Origin of the sequence: Psychrobacter sp. VH5, from assembly GCF_050572635.1 — a bacterium.
Classification (GTDB): domain Bacteria; phylum Pseudomonadota; class Gammaproteobacteria; order Pseudomonadales; family Moraxellaceae; genus Psychrobacter; species Psychrobacter celer.
This window is the reverse complement of sequence record NZ_CP192145.1, coordinates 1364176-1386437: the sequence shown is the minus strand read 5'-3', so window position 1 is coordinate 1386437 and position 22262 is coordinate 1364176. Positions and strand designations below refer to the sequence as shown.

The 22262-nt window shown below is 42.5% G+C and carries 18 protein-coding genes and 1 tRNA gene; 5 read left to right on the top strand and 14 right to left on the bottom strand.

Annotation, left to right across the window (positions count from 1 at the left end; translation table 11 throughout):
* Window positions 1–5 precede the first annotated feature (5 nt).
* The gene (locus ACNFVB_RS05870; RefSeq protein ID WP_430738477.1) at window positions 6–158 is read left to right on the top strand and encodes a chlorhexidine efflux transporter; all 153 of its coding nucleotides are present in this window, start codon (window positions 6–8) and stop codon (window positions 156–158) included.
* A 62-nt stretch (window positions 159–220) separates the two neighbouring features.
* On the opposite strand, the gene ACNFVB_RS05865 is transcribed toward ACNFVB_RS05870, so the two are convergent.
* The 4 genes from ACNFVB_RS05865 to ACNFVB_RS05850 form a co-directional block, all read right to left on the bottom strand.
* Entirely contained in the window at window positions 221–583 is a 363-nt protein-coding gene (locus ACNFVB_RS05865) for a cupin domain-containing protein (RefSeq protein ID WP_430738405.1), read from the bottom strand.
* A 45-nt stretch (window positions 584–628) separates the two neighbouring features.
* Window positions 629–1492 (bottom strand): universal stress protein, encoded by an 864-nt coding sequence (locus ACNFVB_RS05860; protein ID WP_430738404.1) that lies wholly within the window; start codon window positions 1490–1492, stop codon window positions 629–631.
* Window positions 1493–1685: 193 nt separating this feature from the next.
* Window positions 1686–2840 carry an RNA-guided endonuclease InsQ/TnpB family protein gene (locus tag ACNFVB_RS05855; RefSeq protein ID WP_430738403.1) on the bottom strand — a complete coding sequence of 385 codons (1155 nt, stop codon included), beginning with the start codon at window positions 2838–2840 and terminating at the stop codon, window positions 1686–1688.
* Window positions 2837–3448, bottom strand: a complete 612-nt coding sequence (locus ACNFVB_RS05850) for an IS607 family transposase (protein ID WP_105246141.1) — start codon at window positions 3446–3448, stop codon at window positions 2837–2839. Before ACNFVB_RS05850 ends, ACNFVB_RS05855 begins: the two co-directional genes overlap by 4 nt.
* Window positions 3449–3894: 446 nt before the next feature.
* On the opposite strand from ACNFVB_RS05850, the gene ACNFVB_RS05845 reads away from it, so the two are divergent.
* Window positions 3895–4428 (top strand): DUF2058 domain-containing protein, encoded by a 534-nt coding sequence (locus ACNFVB_RS05845; protein WP_201585720.1) that lies wholly within the window; start codon window positions 3895–3897, stop codon window positions 4426–4428.
* 123 nt (window positions 4429–4551) lie between these two features.
* Here ACNFVB_RS05845 and ACNFVB_RS05840 read toward each other — a convergent pair whose 3' ends face one another.
* The 3 genes from ACNFVB_RS05840 to ACNFVB_RS05830 form a co-directional block, all read right to left on the bottom strand.
* Window positions 4552–4965, bottom strand: coding sequence for an aldehyde dehydrogenase family protein (locus ACNFVB_RS05840; protein ID WP_430738402.1), 414 nt, complete (start codon window positions 4963–4965; stop codon window positions 4552–4554).
* A gap of 32 nt (window positions 4966–4997) precedes the next feature.
* Window positions 4998–6788: a potassium/proton antiporter gene (locus ACNFVB_RS05835; RefSeq protein ID WP_430738401.1), complete on the bottom strand. Its 1791-nt coding sequence runs from the start codon at window positions 6786–6788 to the stop codon at window positions 4998–5000.
* Between the two features lie 425 nt (window positions 6789–7213).
* Entirely contained in the window at window positions 7214–8884 is a 1671-nt protein-coding gene (locus ACNFVB_RS05830; RefSeq protein WP_430738400.1) for an alpha-keto acid decarboxylase family protein, read from the bottom strand.
* Between the two features lie 282 nt (window positions 8885–9166).
* Between ACNFVB_RS05830 and ACNFVB_RS05825 the strand changes: the two genes are divergently transcribed.
* A tRNA-Gly gene (locus tag ACNFVB_RS05825) sits at window positions 9167–9241 on the top strand.
* A 190-nt stretch (window positions 9242–9431) separates the two neighbouring features.
* A protein-coding gene (locus ACNFVB_RS05820) for an IS3 family transposase (RefSeq protein WP_430738399.1) occupies window positions 9432–10507 on the top strand; the annotation gives its coding sequence in 2 pieces (ribosomal slippage) (window positions 9432–9678 and window positions 9678–10507; 1077 coding nt in all).
* A 284-nt stretch (window positions 10508–10791) separates the two neighbouring features.
* Here ACNFVB_RS05820 and ACNFVB_RS05815 read toward each other — a convergent pair.
* The 7 genes from ACNFVB_RS05815 to ACNFVB_RS05785 form a co-directional block, all read right to left on the bottom strand.
* Complete coding sequence (locus ACNFVB_RS05815; RefSeq protein ID WP_430738398.1) at window positions 10792–11709, bottom strand: hypothetical protein; 918 nt, start codon at window positions 11707–11709, stop codon at window positions 10792–10794.
* Window positions 11687–14188 (bottom strand): LysM peptidoglycan-binding domain-containing protein, encoded by a 2502-nt coding sequence (locus tag ACNFVB_RS05810; protein ID WP_430738397.1) that lies wholly within the window; start codon window positions 14186–14188, stop codon window positions 11687–11689. Before ACNFVB_RS05810 ends, ACNFVB_RS05815 begins: the two co-directional genes overlap by 23 nt.
* A complete protein-coding gene (locus ACNFVB_RS05805) occupies window positions 14181–16001 on the bottom strand; it encodes a DUF2345 domain-containing protein (RefSeq protein ID WP_430738396.1) in 1821 nt (606 codons plus the stop codon). Before ACNFVB_RS05805 ends, ACNFVB_RS05810 begins: the two co-directional genes overlap by 8 nt.
* A gap of 69 nt (window positions 16002–16070) precedes the next feature.
* Window positions 16071–16493 (bottom strand): hypothetical protein, encoded by a 423-nt coding sequence (locus ACNFVB_RS05800; protein WP_288997050.1) that lies wholly within the window; start codon window positions 16491–16493, stop codon window positions 16071–16073.
* 2 nt (window positions 16494–16495) lie between these two features.
* Window positions 16496–18859: a peptidoglycan DD-metalloendopeptidase family protein gene (locus ACNFVB_RS05795; protein ID WP_430738395.1), complete on the bottom strand. Its 2364-nt coding sequence runs from the start codon at window positions 18857–18859 to the stop codon at window positions 16496–16498.
* Window positions 18860–18877: 18 nt separating this feature from the next.
* On the bottom strand, window positions 18878–19648 hold the full coding sequence (locus ACNFVB_RS05790; RefSeq protein WP_430738394.1) for an XAC2610-related protein: 771 nt from the start codon (window positions 19646–19648) through the stop codon (window positions 18878–18880).
* 31 nt (window positions 19649–19679) lie between these two features.
* The gene (locus tag ACNFVB_RS05785) at window positions 19680–20555 is read right to left on the bottom strand and encodes a DUF2345 domain-containing protein (protein WP_430738393.1); all 876 of its coding nucleotides are present in this window, start codon (window positions 20553–20555) and stop codon (window positions 19680–19682) included.
* 741 nt (window positions 20556–21296) lie between these two features.
* Between ACNFVB_RS05785 and ACNFVB_RS05780 the strand changes: the two genes are divergently transcribed.
* On the top strand, window positions 21297–22256 hold the full coding sequence (locus tag ACNFVB_RS05780) for a formylglycine-generating enzyme family protein (protein ID WP_430738392.1): 960 nt from the start codon (window positions 21297–21299) through the stop codon (window positions 22254–22256).
* Window positions 22257–22262 lie beyond the last annotated feature (6 nt).

The window sequence follows — 22262 nt, the reverse complement described above, 5'->3', positions numbered from 1 at the left end:
TCTAAATATTCAGCTTATGGCATACTTTTGTCATGGATGTGTCGTTGGTGGGCTTTTATTTGTTTTATACGTTTTCTTATAATTGGGCTTATGACAAGCTCTTTCCGATCACCCATTTCGGCCATACAGCAGATAACACGGTGCCTGCGCAGACGTAAGCGCAGGCAATAAGAAGCTGTAAATGATTGGCGTTTAATGGGCAGTACTTAATGAGCAGTACTTAGCTAACTAAACCAATGACCTGCGCCAGATGCCCCGTCTTGATATAGACGGTCGCGACGCTAGGGCCAGATACCATCTCTAATGGTGTATCGGTCGGCAGACGTATCCAGCTATAGTGCAAAAAAGTCTCACCGTCAAAGTGCAACTCACCTGCCAGCACAAATATCTCCTCACCGCCCGGATGGCGGTGATGCGGAAAGTCAGACTGAGGAGCATAACGCACAAAGCTGGTGGCACGAGCTTTTTCTGCACCCACACGATCGAGCATGATGCGCTCTACCCCCTTTTGCGGTGATTTTAACCATTGCTGCTGCTTGGGTAGTGAGGTGGCGACGCGATTAAAATCTGCATTAATCAACATAGCATACTGTCCAAAAACTGCGTATTATCCCAAAAAGGCAAACGGCTAACGTAGCAAAACCACAGGCGACAACGTGCTGGCGATGATCTCTGTGGTGGTGCTGCCCAAAAACAACTGCTGTAGTTTTGAATGACCGTATGCGCCCACCACCATAATATCGATGTCATTGTCTAATTGAAACTTTAATAGACCATCGACCGCATCGGAGGCCGATAAATGATGCGCCTTTACGCTAAAACCCGCCTCTTGTAATTGGGCAGCGGCCGCGCTTAGGCTTTGTTTGGCGGCACCATTATGATTGCCAATCATCACGACATGGCTATCGAGACCTTTTAACATAGGGCTTCTGGCCACCATTTGTACCGCCTTTATGGCAGTCTTGCTACCATCAAACGCAATCATATACGAGCGCGGCTCTTTAAACGTCTCTGAGCAAATCACCACGGGAATATCAGAGGCACGGGCGACCGTCTCTATCTGACTACCAATATTGATGCGGCTATATTTGTGATCTTCTCCGCGGCGACCCATCACGATGGCGCGGTTTGCTGCTGCAAAATGCTCAATGGCTGGCAGTAACTTGCCTCGTCTTTGATAAATAAGCACCTCAAGATCACCAAACTTATTACGAATATGGCTTTTGGCATCCTGCACCAGCGCGTTGCTATAGCTATTGACCACCTTGGCTCTTTGCTCGTCTAACTGCGCCAGCTCCTCTAACAAAAACTCACGGCTATTAATCCCTATCGCCCCTGACAGATCACGTCTAAACGACGCTGGCACATCGCTGACATGCAGCAGACCAACGGGTAAGTTTATTCGACTGGCGTACCATGCGGCATAATCACAGACGGATGCGGTCACGGCCGAGCCATCGATACAAGCCAAAATGTGCTGCGATGTTGTCATAATCTGTCCTTAATCATCGTTATTTACCGTTCCAAAAATCTTACTCAAACCTAGCCAATATTGACTATTAGATAGGTTTGACGTTTTCTTTCTGCTTCATTGTCACGCGCTATTTCTCATTTGAGATTTAGACTGACCACGACTCCACAGACTTTTTTAATTGGCGATGGAACTCACCGTCCAATAAACAGGATTATGCAGCTGTTAAAATAACAGTCGCGTTATTTAAAATATTGATGCTGGCGTTGAGGTCACGGTCATGAGAAACCTGACAGTTAGGGCACAACCACTCACGCATTTTCAATGTTAGCTCATCTTTACCAAGGATATGATTGCAGCTTGAACAGGTTTTTGAGCTTGGGTAGAAGGGTCCGACTGATTTCACAACCTTGCCTTGCTCAGTGGCTTTGTAGATAAGCTGTCGCTTAAACTCAAAGAAACCCAAGTCACTGATAGCTCTTGATAGCCGCCTGTTCTTAACCATACCTTTGACATTCAAATCCTCAATCGCAATCACATCGAACTCATTAACCAGACTTGTTGTGATTTGATGGAGAGAATCTTGCCTAATACACCTGATCTTATAGTGCAAACGAGAGAGCTTGGTTTTCGCTTTTTCTCTGTTTTTACTGCCTTTTTTAGTGCGACTGAGCGCTTTGTTTAGCGTTCTTAGTTTTTTAAGGTTTGCTTGAAGTGGTTTTGGCGCTTTAATTTTAGTGCCGTCTGATAAAACCAGTAAGTCGGTAATACCAAGATCAACACCAACGCTTTTACCTGTCTTTTTAGTAGGAATTACAGCTTTTTGTATTTCAACAGCCACACTAACAAACCACTTACCGCCACGTTTAGAGATGGTGGCTGACATGATCTTGCCGTCAAAACGTAAAGCTTCTTTTAAGCGAACCCAGCCCAAGTTTGGGATACGAATGGATTTACCTTTAATGGCAAATTGGTCGTTGGATAAACTGAATCTATCGTCACGGCCTTTTTTACGAGCGGTTGGGTATTTCGCTAAGCCTTTAAAGAAGTTGTTATAAGCATCACCCAACTGCATGATTGCCGCCTGCGGAGCGCATTTGGTCACTTCCAGCATATAGGGGAATAATTCACGCTTAATGGCGTTCAATTCGCGTCTGAGCTTCGCCTGTGAGGGCTTGTTTAGATTTTTAGTAGCAACCTCAACGCCTGCGGCCAAACACGCATCTCGGTACGCTTTGTCAAGCGCATACTGCCGCTGCCACTCATGCAAAGCCCAGTTGTAGGCTTTTCTCGCCACGCCACAAGCACGAGCAAGGTGATTTGCCTGTACGTTGTTTGGCTTGAGTTCGATAATGTGTCCACGGATCATAATGCTTTTTTAACCGCCTCTATTAATTGTTGGTTTTTCTTGCTGCGAGAGCCGTATAGCCTCGCTGAAAATACGGTGATAATCTCCAATACATCTTGGGCTAATTCTTGCTCAAAACTCAACTCTTCACCTTGATTGATTATTACCACTTCAACGTCACGAGCCTCACACAACATGAAAACCAGTTCTGCACCAAATCGTAAAAGCCTGTCTTTATGGGTAATTACCAGCCGTTCAACTTTATTGCTCAGTATGTCATCAAGCAGGTTTTTTAAGCCTTTCTTTTTATAATCCATTCCACTACCAAGATCGGTAATCGTCTCAAAAGTCCAGCCTTGCCTGGCACAATAAAGTTCCAAAACTTGAGACTGGAGAAGTAAGTCGTCTTTTTGATCACGACTCGACACACGAGCATAAGCAATGGTTTTTCGGTCTAATTTAGGTGGTGTATTCAAGGAATGCGGTCTGATTTCACTTAAATCATATCGCCTATGCCCGTTTTCGGTTCGCTTGGCGACTAACGTACCATCCTCATCCCAACGTCTTAATGTGGATTGAGCAACCCCGAAATGTTTGGCAGCCTCCCCAATACTAACCAGTTTCCCCATAACTTGCTCTCTATATTATAGATATAATCTATCTATTATAGTAATAAATAGGTAGGTTTGTATATATTCTATTTAACTGTTTGCAACCCCGATACCGCTATTTATAGCTATAGTGAGTTCAGTATAAAAACGATACAGTGGGACTGGAATAAATTTTACGCAGCCTCTGTCGGCGCAGGCACAGCACGCAAGGAAAATTTATACCAGTTCCACGTTGATATATAATGTATCTGTTTTATTGAGAATTGACTATATATAGCTCGTTTAATATGGCCAAACACTAAAACCTCAGCCACTGCCTTGATGATACCCAATTTGGCCTATATCATCCAGCGACGTCTGACAGACTCACACCCCATCTCTTAGCAAATTTTGCTACAATACAGGGCTTGGATGTTATAAGTGACATATCGCGGTTTCAATGAGTGGATTTAGGTGAGTGAATTATGGCAAAAAACGCCCTTCAGGCTCAATTATTAAAAGCTGGTTTGGTCGATAGCAAAAAGGCCAAAAAAATCAGCAAACAAGCAGAGCATGCCAAACGTACTGGCGACTCAGACAGCGCAGCAGCCAAAAAGGCGCTGGCAGAAGCTCAAGCAAAAAAGCTGGAAAAAGACCAAAAGCTCAATCAAGAAAAACAACGAGCGTTAGAAGAAAAAACACGAAAAGCCAATATCATTCAGATGATTAAGCAGCATCAGCTCACTGATACACAAGGTGAGATTACTTATCAGTTTGTGGATGATACGAAAATCAAAAAGATTTATATCACCCAAAAGCTCTATGATCAAATCGTCGCAGGCCATGTGGTCATAGCACGCCTAGAGGACAGCTATGCCCTGCTACCACGCCCACTAGCTGACCGTATAGATGCTAAGATGACAGGCTTTATGGTGGTATCAAACGATACTGCTGAAGACGCGTTGGCAGAAGACGATCCTTATGCCGCTTACGTGATTCCAGATGACTTGATGTGGTAGGTCGCAGTTATTCAATTGCTACTGACTAAGCATTAACCAAAACCCCCTATATAGGCGTTCTATACAGGGGGTTTTTTGACAGAGACATAAGAGCACTCATAAAGACTGTCATCAAAACGACAATTAAGACGGTAGCAAAACATGCTTACTCTTTTGATAAGCAGATAAGCCATCAGTCCCTAATTCTCGGCCGATACCACTTTGCTTAAACCCGCCCCAGCCCGCTTCGGGCACAACGATTTGCTGCTCATTGACCCAAATATGACCGGCTCGAATGTGCCGTACCATCTCTAACGCTGCACTCTCATCAGCGCTGACGATACTCGCAGCCAAGGCATATTTACTGTCATTGGCAAGCGCAATCGCCTGCGCGTTATCTGCAAAGGTCGTACTCACCAACACAAGCCCAAACACCTCCTCTGCCCACAAGCGACTGGTCGCTGGTACCTCGGTATAAATGGTCGGCGCAGCGAGGTCAAGCATCACTGGGCATATCGGCAAAACCTGCATAAGCATGTCGCGGATTTTTTGCAGCATATGATGAGTCTGCTATCACAGCCGGCAAACGACTAAAGCGCTTTTTCCGCCTCTTCATGTTTTAGGCCGATCGTTCTGAGCTTGCCTTTGTCATCGACCTCCTTGATTACCAATGACCACACATCATCGATCTCTACCGTATCCCCCGACACAGGCGCGGTCTCTAAGCTTTGTGCGACATACTCAGCGACGGTCTGCTCCCACTTGCTCTCAGTGTTTTTTGGGTTTTTATACTTGAGAGTGTCTGCCAGCGACTCTGAGGTCGCCATGTCGGTAAAAAAGGGCAAATCACCAAGCTTGACACTAGGTGATAGCAGCCAGTCACCATAAAAGTCATCGATGGCTTTACGGTCTAAAGTCGTGTCATTGAAAATCTTGGCGATCTTGCTGGCATGGTTGCCGCGCATGGCATACCAGACGCTATCGCCATATCTGAGTTTGGTGTCCTCCTCGACCACGACGATTTGCTGACCACGCACCAAGGCAAACACACTGATCTCATCTGGGCTGATGCGGTTGGAGATACTGAGCGGATGGCGACCTATCGCAAACGCCCCTGCTTGCACCTCAAACTCATACAGGGTAATACTGGCCTTGTCTGACACCCAAACTTCATGCTCTTCTTTTGGGTCTTTATTGGTCGGAATACGCACCCGAAACACATTGGCCATAAAAGGAATCGTCGTCCCTTGCAGGATCAATGACAGCACCACTACCCCAAAGGCAATGTCAAAGAGCATAAAGGCATTATCAATCCCTGCCATCACAGGCAAAATAGCAAGGGTAATCGGAACTGCCCCGCGCAAACCAACCCAAGAGATAAAACCAATCTCTCTGTCTTTAAACTTAAAGGGCTTGACGCTGGTATAGACCGCAATCGGACGTGCCACCAGTATCATAAAGGCTGCAATCGCCACCGAATAATGCCAGAGGTTGATGACGTTTGATGGCGTCACCAATAGCCCCAGTACCACAAACAAAACCGCTTGCGACAACCAAGCAAAGCTATCCATCACGCGCATGACGTGCTCAGTCGAGCGCACCTTATGGTTGCCGATCAGTACGCCCGTCAGATAAACCGCCAAAAAGCCACTACCGCCAAGCAAATTGGTCGCAGCAAAGACCGAAAGGCCCGCGGACAGTATCAAAATGGCATACATACCTTCGGCCAGATGCACTTTTGGCAACAGACGCGCTAGCAGGTAGCCAAATAACAGTCCCATGCCCAGACCCACGCCCAGCTGCTGCAACAGCAAACCCAAAAAACCAAGTACGGTCTGACCTGCCGGATCGACATTTAAAGCAATCAGTCCTGTCACCAATAAAATGGCCAGCGGATCGTTGGCACCCGACTCCAACTCTAGCGTGGCTTGTACGCGATCGTTTAGCTTGACCCCGCCATTACGTAGTAGCGAAAATACTGCGGCGGCATCGGTTGAGCCAACGATAGCGGCCATCAGCAGCCCAAAACGCCAATCGACATCAAGCAGCCAAGTGACAAAGACCCCAAGCACCATCACCGTCGTCAGGACGCCCCATGTGGCCAACGTCACCGCCGGCTTGAGTCCGACGCGAAATGATTTAAAAGAGGTACGCAGACCACCATCGAGCAAGATACAAGCGAGCGCCGCCTGCCCGACAAAATTGGCAATACCATACTGAGAAAACTCAATGCCTAAGATACCTTGCTCACCTGCCAGCATGCCAACTATCAAAAACAACAACAATAATGGCACACCCAAACGCGCGGATAACGTACTTGCCATGATACTGGCAAAAATCAACAATGCTCCTACGAGATATAGGATATTTAAGGTATCCATCTATTTTAAACCCTATAGTTATCGGTGATGACAAATGTTGCGCGTGCGATAGCACTGACCTGACGAGATGGTGACGCGATCGGTGAACTGCAAATAAAAGAATAACATCTACGAGCGAGAGCAAAAATCCTATTTAAAAAAATACTTTTCATATCTATTTATTTTAGTCAGCCATACCTTCAATTCATCCATAAGCATTTTTAGCCAAATCATGATACGGCCTATCCTATCCTCTGTTAACCGTCTAATTTATCATGATAATACCCGCCTCGCTCACCATACCTGATAATAAATCTTAACTATCGACACGTATCGATAAGTGCACAAAAAACCCCACTTAGCACAGATGCCAAGTGAGGTCAGGTAGCGAGTAAATACAAGCGAGCAGATGACTGCTTTAGCTATCGTATAGCATTACCATGCCATCAGTCATTTTTTGGTTTTAGCGCCGCACTGATATCGGCCAATAGCGGCGGAATATCATGCTTATCAGCTATCACCTCTAGCATCACCAGCTTATCGGTGGTAGCAGCCGCTTGCTTGAGCGCAGCTTTTAGCTCACCTGCCGTGGTGACTTTGAGCAGTAAGCTGTTGTCTTCGGTAGCACCAAAGGCTTTTGGCATCATCTGCCAGTCACAACGAGGGATATCATTGTAGTGCTGGTTTTCGCCATGGATAGCGCGTTCAACGGTATAGCCATCATTATTGATCAGCACAATCACCGGATTGATACGCTCTTGAATCATGACAGCGATTTCTTGTACCGTCAGTAAGGCCGAACCATCACCGATGAGCAGTACGCTACGCTTATTTGGTGAAGCAATGGCAGCGCCTAGGCTGGCCGGCAGCGTATAACCAATGGATCCCCACATCGGCTGGCCATAAGAAGTCACTCCTTCTGGCAAGCGCACATCACTGATGCCAAAATACGAGGTGCCTTGATCCGAAAACACCAGATTATTATGATCTAAATGATCAGCGATGATATGCCACAGATCGTCTTGACGAATAGCCTCATCATCTTTGCCGTTTTGCTCATGCGGTGTCATCTCTTTACAAAATGGCTTGGGTACAACTTCGATACCAGAAGTCATCACTTCATGCAGCACTTGCAACGAGTCCTTTAGCGCAATCGGAGCAAAGTTGCGACCACTGATAGACGCCCGCTCATAGTGCAAGTCGACCACTGTTTTTTGATCGATATTTTGGCTAAATCCTGCCGTCGTCGTATCAGTATATTGCACGCCAATTTTAATCAAACACTCACAGTTTTCTACGGCGTCCTTTACCACAGGACGTGAGGCGACACCAGCATAAGTACCCGCCCAGCGCTCGCTGTTTTCATCAAGCAGTGTTTTACCCCATGACAGCGTAGTATAAGGAATCTCGGTCTCAGCGATTAACGCTTTTAGCTGGTTTTGTAACCCCAAACGATGCACCATCAAATCTGCCATCAGCGTGGTGGTCTTATTGGGCAAAAACTCGGTGAGCGCTTGCTTGAAGTCTGCCAGCGCTGCTTGACTGGTGATGTCTTCTTGACTGTCATCGAGCTTGGTCGTCGGTGGATAAATCGGCATTTTTGCCACATCTGGCGACAACAGAAGATAGCCTGGGCGGTGTTTTTTGAGGATCACGCGGATCACACGGTCGATCTCTGAAGCGGCGTTTTCTGGCGTAATCTGTGCCCGTGCGACGGTCACAGGCTCTACCATCTTGATAAAGTGATTGAATACCCCATCTCCAAGCGTATGATGAATACGGCGTTTGGCATTTTGCAGCGCTGTGCTCGGCGCGCCGACGACGTGCAGCACTGGCGCATACTCGGCAAAAGAGCCTGCCGTGGCATTTATCGCTGATAACTCACCCACCCCAAAGGTCGTCACCATGGCCGCAAAACCACGCTCACGTGCGTAGCCATCAGCGGCATAACCTGCGTTTAGCTCATTGGTATTGCCGACCCAGCGCAACTTGTCAGAGGCGATGATATTGTCTAAAAATGTGAGGTTAAAATCCCCTGGTACACCGAATATATCACTTGCACCCGCTTCTGCGATGCGATCAAACAAATAATCTGCGATGGTATATTGTTGACTCATTTCCTTATCCTTATGACCTGTCATTATAAGTATGTATGATTGGTAGGTATCTATGATGAAAACCATCATAAAAACAAACTATAAAATGCATCCCAGCTTATTTTTCAATGCAAAGCTTTTGGAATGCATATTATAAGAAACCGTTATAACATACATTTATGAGAAGATGACATACCTGTCTTGCTAACTTTTACTTTTTTTCGTCAAGGGTGTTGACACCTCAAAAAAACTACGTATAATACGCCTTCATCATCTGATGATAGTTAATCAAACGATGAATCAGCGGGATTAGCTCAGTGGTAGAGCACAACCTTGCCAAGGTTGGGGTCGAGAGTTCGAATCTCTTATCCCGCTCCAAATATTTAAAAAGCCTCACTTAATAGTGAGGCTTTTTTTTGTACAATTTTCGGGGCTTGTAGAGTATTTTTTCGAACATTTATTTTCTTATAGTTAAGTTTATCTACTCAATTAAAAAGTGTAACTATCCCCTAAAATAGCACAGCTCAAACGTAGAATTTCTTATAAAATACCCATAAGGAGTTTTGATATGAGCAAACGAATGACTGAGACCGAAATCGTATCGATATTAAAAGAAGCAGAAGCTGGGATACCTGCTAAAGAGCTGTGTCGTAAATATGGGATTGCTAGCTCGACTTTCTATAAATGGCGTTCCAAGTACGGTGGTATGGAAGCCTCTGATGTCAAACGACTAAAAGAGCTTGAAGAAGAAAACCGTAGGCTTAAACAGATGTATGCTGACTTAAGCCTTAAAGCGCAAATGCAGGAAGAGATCATAAAAAAGCTATAGCGCCTGTACCCGAGCGCAAAGTCTGGGCGCAAGAATTACAGGCGCAGTATGATGTCAGCATTGCAGTGAGTTGTCAGGTGGTCTGCATGAGTCGAACCGCTTACTACTATAAGCCTAAGCTATCTGATGATAGTGAGATTATTGATGTCTTAAACAAGCTTACTGACAAGCACAATCGTTGGGGTTTCCCAAAGTGCTTTAAACGCATACGTAAGCTTGGCTATTCATGGAATCATAAGCGCGTACATCGTGTTTATACCGCGCTAAACTTAAACCTACGCCGTAAGTCTAAAAGACGGCTACCAACACGTAATCCTCAGCCGTTAAGTGTGCCAAACGCATTGGGTCATACTTGGTCTATGGACTTTATGAGCGACAGACTACACAACAATATTCGCTTTCGAACCTTTAATGTGATTGATGATTACAACCGTGAAGTATTAGGCATTGATATTGGTACCAGTATGCCTTCACTCCGAGTAATTCGCTACCTTGACCAGCTAGCCGAGTGGCATGGTTACCCTAAGCAAATAAGGGTAGATAACGGCAGTGAGTTTACATCCAGCATATTCACTGATTGGGCATCAGCTCATGGTGTCTATGTTGACTATATTGAGCCTGGCTGTCCTTATCAGAATGCTTATATTGAACGGTTTAATCGTAGTTACCGCAATGAGGTTTTAGACTGTTATTTATTCAATGATTTAAATGAAGTTACTCAACTGACTGAAGACTGGATCAAGGTTTATAACACCGAAAGACCTCATGATTCACTTAATGATATGACACCTGCTGAGTACAGGCAGGTGGCTTAATTATTCTACGATGATGTTGTGTTAAGAATGGGGTATTTACACTAATACCTTGGCGGTTGGCTCTTTTTATAGCAGATTTTCTGCCACGATATAGGGTTTTACACTCGTAATGGGGTATGGGTTGATTGTTGTTATCGACAAATTTGATACTAAAGGAGACAACAGGGACTTTAAGTACTTTGGTCTGTCCGTTTAAGTCGCCTGTTACTGGAAACGCCATGCTGTAAATGGATTAGTATTTCCTATACGTGCAGACTTAGTTTAAATAAGAATAAAATCTAAAATTAGAAAGGACAATCAATTGGTTCTTCGTTGGCCAAGAAAGCCATTTGATAGTTATAAATATTATTGATACAAATTTCTGTTTTATCTACAGTATCAAACTGCTCAGCTGTTTTTGAAATATTATAATCAAAGTTTAATATTTGTTCTGGTTCTATGATTCGTAATTTGTAACTTATAAAATTTATAAAGGCAGTTTTCTTATCAATTTTTACTTGAAAACTATTATTGCCAAAATTACTTGACTCAAATCCTAGATTTTTTTCTTCTGTCGTTAAACCGTTCAAATATTCTTGGATGCTGTTTTTGAGTGGCGATGCTTTATCTACATATCGAATAACATAACTTGAATCATCTAAATTTGAGTTTTCAAAATAAACTTTTACAGCTAACCTATTTTTAACTAATTCCTTATTCATTGTAGCAAGATAGTTTTTATAATTTTCAATATACGTTTTTCCACTAGTAGGCTCAGGCTCATCTAAATAATCAAGTTCTAAGTCAACGCCTTCTTCATCTTTGAAAGGAAATGGAAAGTATTGATCGCATTCTTTTTTGTAACATCCAAAGCTGTATTTAGAGCCATCATTACATTCTGTATAGCCGTAAGCTCCAGCGTTCAAGGTTGTTTTGCAAATATTGTTATCTACTTCAATATTATCAAACTTCATTTCGCAGGTTGTAATAGAATTCCTAACATAAATGTTTCGAGATGACTCTTTCTTGACTAATGAGATCAGATGTTTAAAATCATCTGTAGACAATGACCATAAAATACCTCCTCTAGGTACGTCGTTCTTAACTGTAGTATCTGCGTCAATGCATATGGTTTGATAAACTTCTGCTTCCTCTTGGCAGGCAAGCAGATATAGAGTGACTGGTAATATAATTATAGGTTTAAAAATATTTTTTAATAGCATTGTATACTGTCCTTCCTTCACCTTCGGTTTTAGCTGCAACATCTTCGTGTACTGCTATATTAGACTGAGTCAATCCATAATGAATAAGTAAATATTTCGTAAGGCAAGCAACGCTTTGAGTTTGTTTCATAGTAAGTTTCTGCCAACTGTGTACCTTGTTTCCATTTGGAGGTCCAACTGTTGGCTTTCCATTCTTGTCAAGGGGCATACCTACAACTTCAATTCCTACTGAATAGGGATTTGCATTACCAGCGTGTATAGTAAGTTTATTCAAGTTAGCTGTTTGATAAATTTTACCATCTTTGTCTACAACAAAATGTGTTCCATATGGTTTCGATCCCCTACTAAAAGAATTAAATGTTGATTGAGCGGAACTATTAACAGTTCGATGCAAAATTATTTTTCTAATTTCTTGAGTATAATTCCTTCTTTCAAGCTTAGGAGTATGATGCTTTATTATACGAGAATGAGTTAGGAATCCAGCTTGCATAAGCAGTTTATTGTTTCTGTTACAAAAACAGCCTTCTATATTAGAAGGGCAATTATCATTAGTTGAAACTGGCTGCTCAATAACACTAAATGTCTCACACTTGCCAAATGATTCGTATTTTTCACCGTCTGTCAAAAAATGTTCCACTGATTGGGCGATTTCGGACTTCATAACCTTGCCATCATTATTCTTGTCCATGTTGTTTCTTGAAAATTTTTCTACTCTCTTATTTCTAATTCCTTCCCTTTCATTAGGGAGATCTAGTTTGCTATGACTATCTGCGAATACCACATGATCAGGCTTTCCACTTGATACAGGGAATAAAACTTGAAGATAAAAATCGATAAATTCTAAATTTTTATCGCGCTTAGGTTCAAAATATTTTTTTACCAAATCTAACTGGTTGATTTCATCCATCTCAGCAAGCTGTTTAATTCTTTCTAATCTTTTACCGTTACCCCAATAGTTTTCAACTGTTTCAATGATTGGTTTTTCTCCAGTCAAACCTTCGTAAGTGTCTGGCATAAATTGAATTAATCCAGTAGCTCTTGAATTTTGTTTATTAGGTACGCCTGATTCAAATTTTTCTCCGCTTTCCCAAGCAAATACAGCCATCAAGTTATTAGCCATCGCTAGATAATTATCAGGCCATAAATCCTGACAAATCTCTATAACTTTTTTTCTAAAGTCACAGTTTACTTTAGCCCCCCAAATTAAACCATGGGCTTTACAAATACAGGAACCATTGGTTGTAGCAACATCCTTTGGCGTACCATCAGAGCTATTGCTAGGTTTTGTAGTCACGTTTACAGGACGATCTGTTTTACTTGATTGAGAAGGACTATCTGTGGATGGGGAAGTAGCACCATTGCTAGGTATCTTTAGCTTGTCTCTTGGATGAATCGTATCAGTAAGCTTTAAACCATTAGTACGAGCGAGTTCATTCGTATTTACGCCATGCTTTCGCGCAATACCGCTTAGCGTATCACCGCTTTTTACGGTATAATCAACCGAGGTTGATGAGACGTTACTGTTTGATTTGGTACTAATAGCAGGCGCTCCTCCAGCAGGCTTATCATTTTTGCCACCACTCATAGCGTCATTGATACCCTCTAAACCCTCTTTTGCTTTATTACCTAGAGCGCCTAACCCTTCTCCTATACTTTCAAGGACGCCACCGAAAAACCCTTCCTCTTCATCAGAAGACGACGGTTTCGATGATGGCTTTGGTGTAGGTTTCGCAGTGGGGGTGGGTTTAGGTATTGTATGAGTCTGTACTGAACCAGCGCCACGAAGCTTGATGGTCTGACCCGCTTGCAAGGTTGTCGGATCTGTTATTCCGTTCATACGCTTAAGCTGTTCTACTGATACACCGCTCCTTTCGGATATACCTGATAGCGTTTCGCCTTTTTTTACTTTGTAATTGGTTTGATTTTTTAAAGAGTCAGGTTTGTCATTAGTAGTGCCTGTTAAGCTACTGCCTTTGGGTGGCACTTTTATTATCTGGCCTGGAACTATTTCATCAGGGTCTTTAATAGTCGATTTGTTCAGCTGCGCTAGTATCTGCCATGTGGTATTATGCATTTTAGCAATAGTGTATAGATCTTGGCCTTTTTTAACCTCATATTCATCTTTACCTGTAGCAACTTTATGAGTGCTTCTTTTGTATGAGCCACCATTGTCTGCAAGGGCTCGAAGCTTAACTATCTGAATAGAAAATGGCGCTTTGATAGTCATTGTGCCTTTCTGTGTCGGTACAACAATAGGACGTTGAATATCAATCATCTTGTTTGTCAATGGATGCTTGATACTAACAGTTAGCATGGTACCGGGAGGTCTACTAATAGGTACGCCAAGACCTGAAACATCTGATTTATTTTCGCTAATTAATTTTTTTGATTCTCTAATAAGATGATATAGATTTGGAAATGGTTTATTCATCAAATCAACAAAACGAATTTTAATAACAACACTTTTAGCTTTAGTCATTATTATTCTCCTGAGAAGTCTTATGATTTAAAGGTTGTTTTAATTCGTCATCTTTATTTTTGGTAGATTCTGAACTTTCTTCTTCATCAGGTTCAAACTCTATTCCCCAATCCACATCTTTAAAGCCAATTAAAACATTAACCTCTTCCTCTTTATCACTAATCACAGGAGCGGTGCGTCCATGCTCATCTAACACCCCTTCTATCAGCTGCCCATCAGGCTTTAGCATCTGAAACTCAATGTCCTTAAAGTCATACTGATAAAACAAATCATAAACATCGAGCTTATTACTAAACAGTGGAACTGTCTCAGGCATCATCGGTATAGAGTAATTAGCTCTCACTCCAGACACCAAGCTCTTCTTCACCGCATTCACCTTAATCTCCCCCGGGCAAACGAGCTTAATCCCGCTCTCATCAATCGTCAGTGACGCCCCCGCGCTAGTTTGCAGCTTGATGCGTTTCGGACTTGCGATATTCACTTGTCCCGACTCGCTACCGATGGTCATACCCTGCTGGCTGTGCAATTGCAGCTCACCGCCCTGTACTTGTATTGCTACTGGCTTGGTATTAGCACTAATATTCAGTCCTGATAGAGCGGCTTGTCCGGCTATCCCTGACAGCGACTCGATACGATCTGCCGTTAAGGTATAGTTGCCTGCCACCACATCGGACTGCGTACTGCCAGATTGTCTAACGATGGTCTTGGCTGTGGTTAGGGTATTGTTGCTTGATGCCAGAATACTGTCTTTGCTGACTACTAGTACATCGGACGCACCTAAGACTTCAGTTTGTAGGGTCTCATCGATCACCTGCGCTGCGGTTTCAAAGGCTTTTATAGACGCGTTCGCACTACTGATCTCTTGGGTGGATTGCAAGTGCGCTTGTTTGGCTTCCATCAGGGTCTCACTCAGCTCTGTGCCAAGTTTCAGCTGGCGTTGTCCTGCGTCGTTGACCCACGCCGATTCATGCTCGGATTGGCTGTGCCGGATCCCAAAGGTAGAGAGCAGCACGCCACTGTCTGCTGTGGCTTGTAGTCCATGATCGGTGGCAAGGTTGACCCCTTGTCCGCTGCTTGTCGATTGATGGTTGCTATAGCGATGACGTAGGACGCCAAGCTCAAGGATGTGCTCATCTGGTGAGAAAGTAGCACTGCTGGTACTGGTGGGGGCTTGGGCGTTGGCACGACTAGCAGTGTTGACCGACCACTGCATGCCGATCTGGTTTGGGGTGTCATCAAAGAGAAGGCTGACTTCAGATTGATCGTTAAGTCCGTATTGAGCGATACCGGTTATCCAGCCGCTATGTGCGTCGTCATCCTTGATTTGTGAATGTCCCAGACCAGCACCATGCCATCTTGGTGAGGATCCGCCTTGTAGGTTATATCTATTAGCCAGTCCCTCATCGCGGTTGGTGATGTCTTTTTCATCGCTATCGCCCATGCCGATACCGTCATAGAGGCTACGGCTAATGACGGGGCTGTCCTTGTCGCCGTACCAGTGGTTGAGCAGCACTGATTGTCCGAGTCTTGGGGTAAACTGCCAGCCGTGAGTGGCACCTGAGGACAACTGCAAACTGCGCAGCGGTGGCGTCATCCCATCGTCGTGCGTGCTGATACCAGCAGATACCGGAGTGGTGATGGTGCGCTGCAGGCCATCATCGGTCACCTCTGAGGCATAGCTTGGACTCGCTGAGGTAGTTTGATCACCGGTACGGGCTTGGGTGACACCGGTATAGGTACTGCTGACAAAGCTGTGCGCGCTTGGATAAAAGATAATAGATTTCTTGTATAAGTCGTTGCCAACCCTTGACACTCTATCAGTAAAAATCAATAAAATGGTACTTTTGTTAGAGATCTAATATATACTTATCACATAATCTATCTAAAGCTCCTCACTTTGTGCCGCATAAGTGTCTAAAGCATTAGTGCAAATATCAGCGGTTTCATATATAAATTTGTACCAACCTTCAGAATTCCTATAAAGATGAATACCTGAATTTTGTATTAAGTCTTCATCATATTTACAGTTCATTGCTGCGAAGTCGTTAAGATTAAGTTTTTCACATTTTCGCTCTTTATCAGATAGTAATGGCTCAAAGCCCCAAACTGTTAAGCTATTACTAATACTCATAGGCTTTACTTCATCATGTGAGCATACCGATGTAAAGTTAGAAGCGGGTAGTTTTGATTTTACTTCGATTTCATTTATTTTTGTACTTGAGTTAGCTGGTTCTGTAGTTGTAACACTGTTATAGCAAGAAGACAGTATTAACGTAGAAAAAAGAAGAAAAGAAGAGTTTTTCATAGTTATTTATCCGCATTGTCTAAAAAAGAATTAGGATTGATTAGGTCGCTTCTACGTTTGAATTTGCCACCCGCTGCTCCTTTAACTGTAAGGTTAGAAGTGTCATTAGTATTTGAGTACATTTCAAGGTGTAACATATTGCTTGGAACATTGATCCCCTTGAGTTTTCCCACAGCACCAATAGGTTGACCTCTAGCTACCTCATCTTCTGCTTCAACTTTTATCGAACCCGGTGCCAACTCTCCATATCTGATGATGTGATTCGGATGCTTAATGGTCACAAAGTCGGTACCTGCATAGAAGCTACCAGTACTTAACACAATACCTGATTCCATTGCTCTTACTGTCGTTCCAGTTGGCGCATATAAATCTGCTCCCGCATGTTTGCGTTTACCACCTGAACGATTACTTCCAAAAGATCTCATACCTGATTTGTAATCTGCAGTTGCATCTATCGGCAATGGGTATAAGTAGTTTTTAGGCTTCTTAGCCTTATAAACATAGGGAATATCATTTCGATCAACACTTGCTGTAATGACATCTTTCTTAACTTCCTTACCGTCTTCATATACCAGTACGGTTATATCAATACCTACTAGCGAATCATGTGTTCTACCTCTGGTGCCATCATCTCCGGTCACAGAAGTGTTCTTACCATATTTAGTAGACTGAGTAATATAGGAAAGCCCTGATAAAGGCTTATTTGTCGCTTCATCAACGAACTTTATGGTGATTTTAGCTTCATCTGAGGCAACCTCAAGTGTCGGCCCTGTCTCTGTCTTTTTTTCAACCTCTGTTACTTTTGGCTTTTCTACTTTGATGACAGGGTCTTGCTTTGTTTGAGGTTTTGGGGTGTCATCTTGTTCACTCGTTTCTAGAGTAGTCGGTGCTTCTTGGCTCAAGATATCTGATACATTGCTGATATCTTCTCTAGTGATATCTGTACCTATGATCATAGTCCATTGTTTGGAACCATAGGTAACGATGGCGGTTGTTTGCGCTCTACCTTGTCCATCTATTATTGTGAGCTTTTGACCGGCAAGGGCGTTGATAGTGCTAATACCTTGGCTGTTTGCTCTTTTTATAGCAGATTGTCTGCCACGATATAGGGTTTTAAACTCGTAATGCGGTATGGGTTGATTGTTGTTGTCGACAAATTCGATATTAAAAGAGACGATAGGGACTCTTAAAACTTTGGTCTGTCCGTTTAAGTCGCCTATGACGGGAAATGCCATGCTGTAAATGGATTGCTTTTTGCCTTCGTCATCATCGAGGTAGACGCCGATAGATTGGCTGACCTCAGCTTTGATACCTGATTCGATACCTGAGTCATCCGTTTTATGGGGTTTGATATTGTTTTTGTATTCTAGATAATAGGTTGTATTGGGTAATGGCTTGCCTGTGTCGCCTTCGACTAGTTTGATGTTGAAAGTCACACTATCTACTTTCGACTGATTATCACTTTCAGTTTCAATTAGCTGATTAGAAACAGTATTATCTTTATCTGGTTCACTTGAATTTTTATCATTTGGATTATCAACTACCTGATGCGGTTTGGTATCGGTATTAAATTTACAGTTAGAATCGACCAAAGTAATAGATTTTAATTTTTTATCCATTAATAATTTATTTCTACAAGTTCGATTATTAATTTTAAATTCTAAAGTAGAATTGAGAGGAGCATATATATATGGAATTATTCCCTCTTTGTTAGTTGTATATTTTTGTGAAAAGCTCGAGTCTTCAGCAACAGTTATTTCAATCAATGAGCCAGGAACTGACGCTTCTCTAATATCAATCAAGCTAACTGATAACACTGAATACCCGTCTATGTCATTGACAACTGAGGGGATTTTTAAGCTCCATTCTTTAGCAATTTCTGCAGTGTTTGTTGTTTTAAAATCTCCATTTACAATTTGTCTTGCATAATAGTAAGAAAGATCATCTCCAGTAATCCAGCCCTTATCACCATCAAGCCATCGTTCAAGTCCTAGCCCAGTGAACCAACCATCTCGCATACCTATTACAGCCGTTTTAGCTGCTATATTAGGATTGGTAGCATAGTCTAAATTACGAGTCAGTTTTCCGCCAAGACCAAGTTTACTATCTGCTTTTTGATAATTATCTATGTGAGTTAAATGTATGTATCCTCTTCCAAAATATTCAATGCCCCCTCTATATCCCAATAATTTCGCTTGACTTCTACCATTAATTTCCTCTGAATACAAGAAATTCAGAGTTTCATGTTGGCAATTAGCTAATACACATGCAATTTGAACATGCTGGGTTACTTCATTTTCAAAGCAAGTTTTTATAAGAAGTCTGACAGACTCAGCTTTTGAAATCTCAAATTTTTTAGTAGCCATATTTCGACCTAATTGACATTAATCAGTATATTCATCGTAACTTATAGAAGACGTCCATTCATTATTACTATTCAAAACTTTAGTAGTCGTCTTTAAATATATTTTGTCGGCTTTACTTATATAATCTCGGCTAATAACTTTAAATAGCTGTGGTTCATTAGATTTGATATGGTAGTAGCTCGAAAGGTTTCCAGATCCATTTTTTTCAGAGGATACTATTTCCTTTTGAACGTAATTGAAGTCTGGCACTGATCTACCTTGAGTAGTTAACTCAGAAAATTGTAAATCGGATTCATAAGTTTTTTTATTTTGATTATATAGGTAAAAAGTATAAGAAGGGCTTCCATAATTTCCTAGTAATCCTGATATATAGGCAAAATCTGTATAACCGTCATAATTAAAATCACCAAATATAAAAGTGTATCTTTCATATTTAGAGTATTGTCTAGTACGAGTATCTGAAGATAGCCTAGTGTTCATTTCTTGTAAGGAAGGCACAGCAGTATTAATATTTATCGTCTGATGCCAATTAGAATCAAACCTATCTTTTATTTCAACTGATACAGGTGTAAAACAATAATCCCAAGTATTGTTAGAACAAGTTATAGCTCGAATTTTAAACGTTTTTGCGTTGCCTGAGTTATTTAAAACATAGTTTTTAAAGTTTTTATTTGATTGGGCGTTAGCTTCATACGTTAATAGTACAAGTGTAATAAATATCAAACTTGTCATTATCTTATATATAAGAATTATCAAATTAATATCTCTGTATTTATTAAAAGTTTCCATGTTCTTTTCCTAAACGGCTAATTATCAGAGACTAACAACCACAGTCACCGTCATCATAATTATATTCATCATCTAAAGGAGTTAACTCGAAACTGTCATCTTCTCTAATTGAAATACTATCTAATATTAACTCAACCTTCTCAGCCTTATCGCCAAATACCCTTAAGGTCTGACCCTCTTCATCAAGCTTACCTTCAATCTCTGTACCTTTCGAGTGATTAATAAGCTTATAGCTGATGCCTTGATCTATTAAGTCTTGCGGTAACAGCTTTTTAAGATCAAACGCTTTACTAAACAACCCCGACGTTGGCAAAGCAATCATCGGCGCATTGACTTTAGCTCCCATCACCAAACTCTTCTTCACCGCTTTTATCTTAATCTCCCCCGGACACACCAGCTTAATCCCGCTCTCATCAATCGTCAGTGACGCCCCTGCGCTGGTCTGAAACTTAATCCGTTTGGGACTCGATATATTCACCTGTCCTGACTCACTGCCGATGGTCATGGATTGCTGGCTGTGCAATTGCAGCTCACCCCCTTGTGCTTGTATCACCACGGGCTTGGTATTAGCACTAATCTTCAGTCCTGATAGCGCAGCCTGTCCGGCTATCCCTGATAGCGACTCGATAGTATCTGCCGTTAAGGTATAGTTGCCTGCGACGACATCCGACTGCGTGTTCCCTGATTGTCTAACGATAGTCTTGGCTGTGGTTAGGGTGTTGTTGCTTGATGCCAAAATACTGTCTTTGCTGAGTCCACTACTTGTCGATTGATGGTTGCTATAGCGATGACGTAGGACGCCAAGCTCAAGGATGTGCTCATCTGGGGCAAAGATTGCTTTGTTGGTGGTCGTTGGGTGCTGTGCGTTAGCATGGGCATGGGCATTGGTATTGACACTCCACTGCATGCCGATCTGGTTTGGGGTGTCATCAAAGAGAAATGTAACCTCAGAGTCAGAAGTCAGTCCGTACTGGGCGATACCAGAGATCCAGCCTTGATGACTTTCATCCTCGCTGATTTGCGAATGTCCCAGACCGCCACCATGCCATCTTGGTGAGGATTCGTTTTGTAGGTTATGTCTATTAGCCAGTCCCTCATCGCGGTTGGTGATGGTGCGCTGCCCATTTGGTGCCCAAACCGTGCCCTGCCCTAAAACTGCGAATACTGAATTGACCCCAACCTATACAATATATACCATCAAAATTAATGACACCTAACGCATAAGGTTAAGTGTCATCTTGACTCTGAACCCAACTTCGACTTGGCAAAAAATATATTTTTTAGACTCTTTTTTCTTTGCATGATAGATATTATTATTTTGCCTGCTCAACAAGACATCTTGTGAATCAGTAAAGACTGACTGATCCTACTGGTCTGGATTGGTAGCAGCATAGAAGGTTAGACTGGTGTAGTCGCCCATTTTACTGTAAATATCGTAATTAGCATCGGTATTTTTGACCACCTCTATGCCTTTAGGGTAGATCAGAATAAACTCGCCCCATTGATGCATTTTATTAACCCTCCCTATCTCAACCATTGTTTGATATAACAACTTAGACAATCCCAGCGAATTATGAATATAATTACCTAAAATTATCAACAAAAACTCACTGTAGCCGTTATGACTCTAAAGCCTTTATTCGTATCTTTGTTCCTTTTACCTCTATTTTCTATCACCGCCTGCGCCACTGAACCTACACCGAAGGGAGATAGCGATGGTATTCCCCAAACTCGAAACGATCTAACAGCAGATGAACAGCAGCAGCTAGACAACTTTTTAGCCCAGCAAAAGGCAAACATGCGCTTTATCGAAGGGGGCAGCTTTGAGATGGGCGACTTTGGGCATAAGCTCGACTGGACGGATGGTTTGCCATTAACGGGCCAACCTGATAATAAACCCCTACATAAAGTCACGCTTGATAGCTTTAGTATGAATGCGTATAAAGCCACTTATGGTGACTTTGATATCTATAGTATGGCAACCGGACAACCAAAGGAAGGAATGCAAAGTATAGGAATAGAGATACGTCAACCTAATACTGCGGCAGGTATCAACTGGCAAACGGCGCAGCACTACTGTCAATGGTTGGGTCAACAGCTTGAAGTGCCAATGAATTTGCCAACTGAAGCGCAGTGGGAATATGCGGCGCGTAATCGCGGAGAGTATATCCTATTTCCAACGGACACAGGAGAGATCGATCCGGGGCGTAATATTTGGACATATGAAGAAAAAAGAGAGTTTAGCGATAGGTACAACTCGGTTGTCCTTACAGTACCTATTGTCGGACTTTATCCTCCTAACCCTTTAGGACTCTATGATCTATCTAATCAAAACTACGAATGGATAGTGGACTGGTACGATCCTGAGTATTATGTCAATAGTCCAGAGCATAACCCGCAAGGACCAAAGACAGGTACTGAAAAAGTTTTGCGAGGTGTGGCTGCTGGAGAAGGTTCAGCAGAAAATCAGCAAGTCGTTGGTGAGGTTACTGTCGGACGATTTCAAAGAGACCCGAACCCACCTTTTATATCTGACGATCCTAATGTAAATCAAAACTATGATACTTCTGCCCGTTGCGTAGCTAACAGTAAAACCCTTGTATATTAATTACTA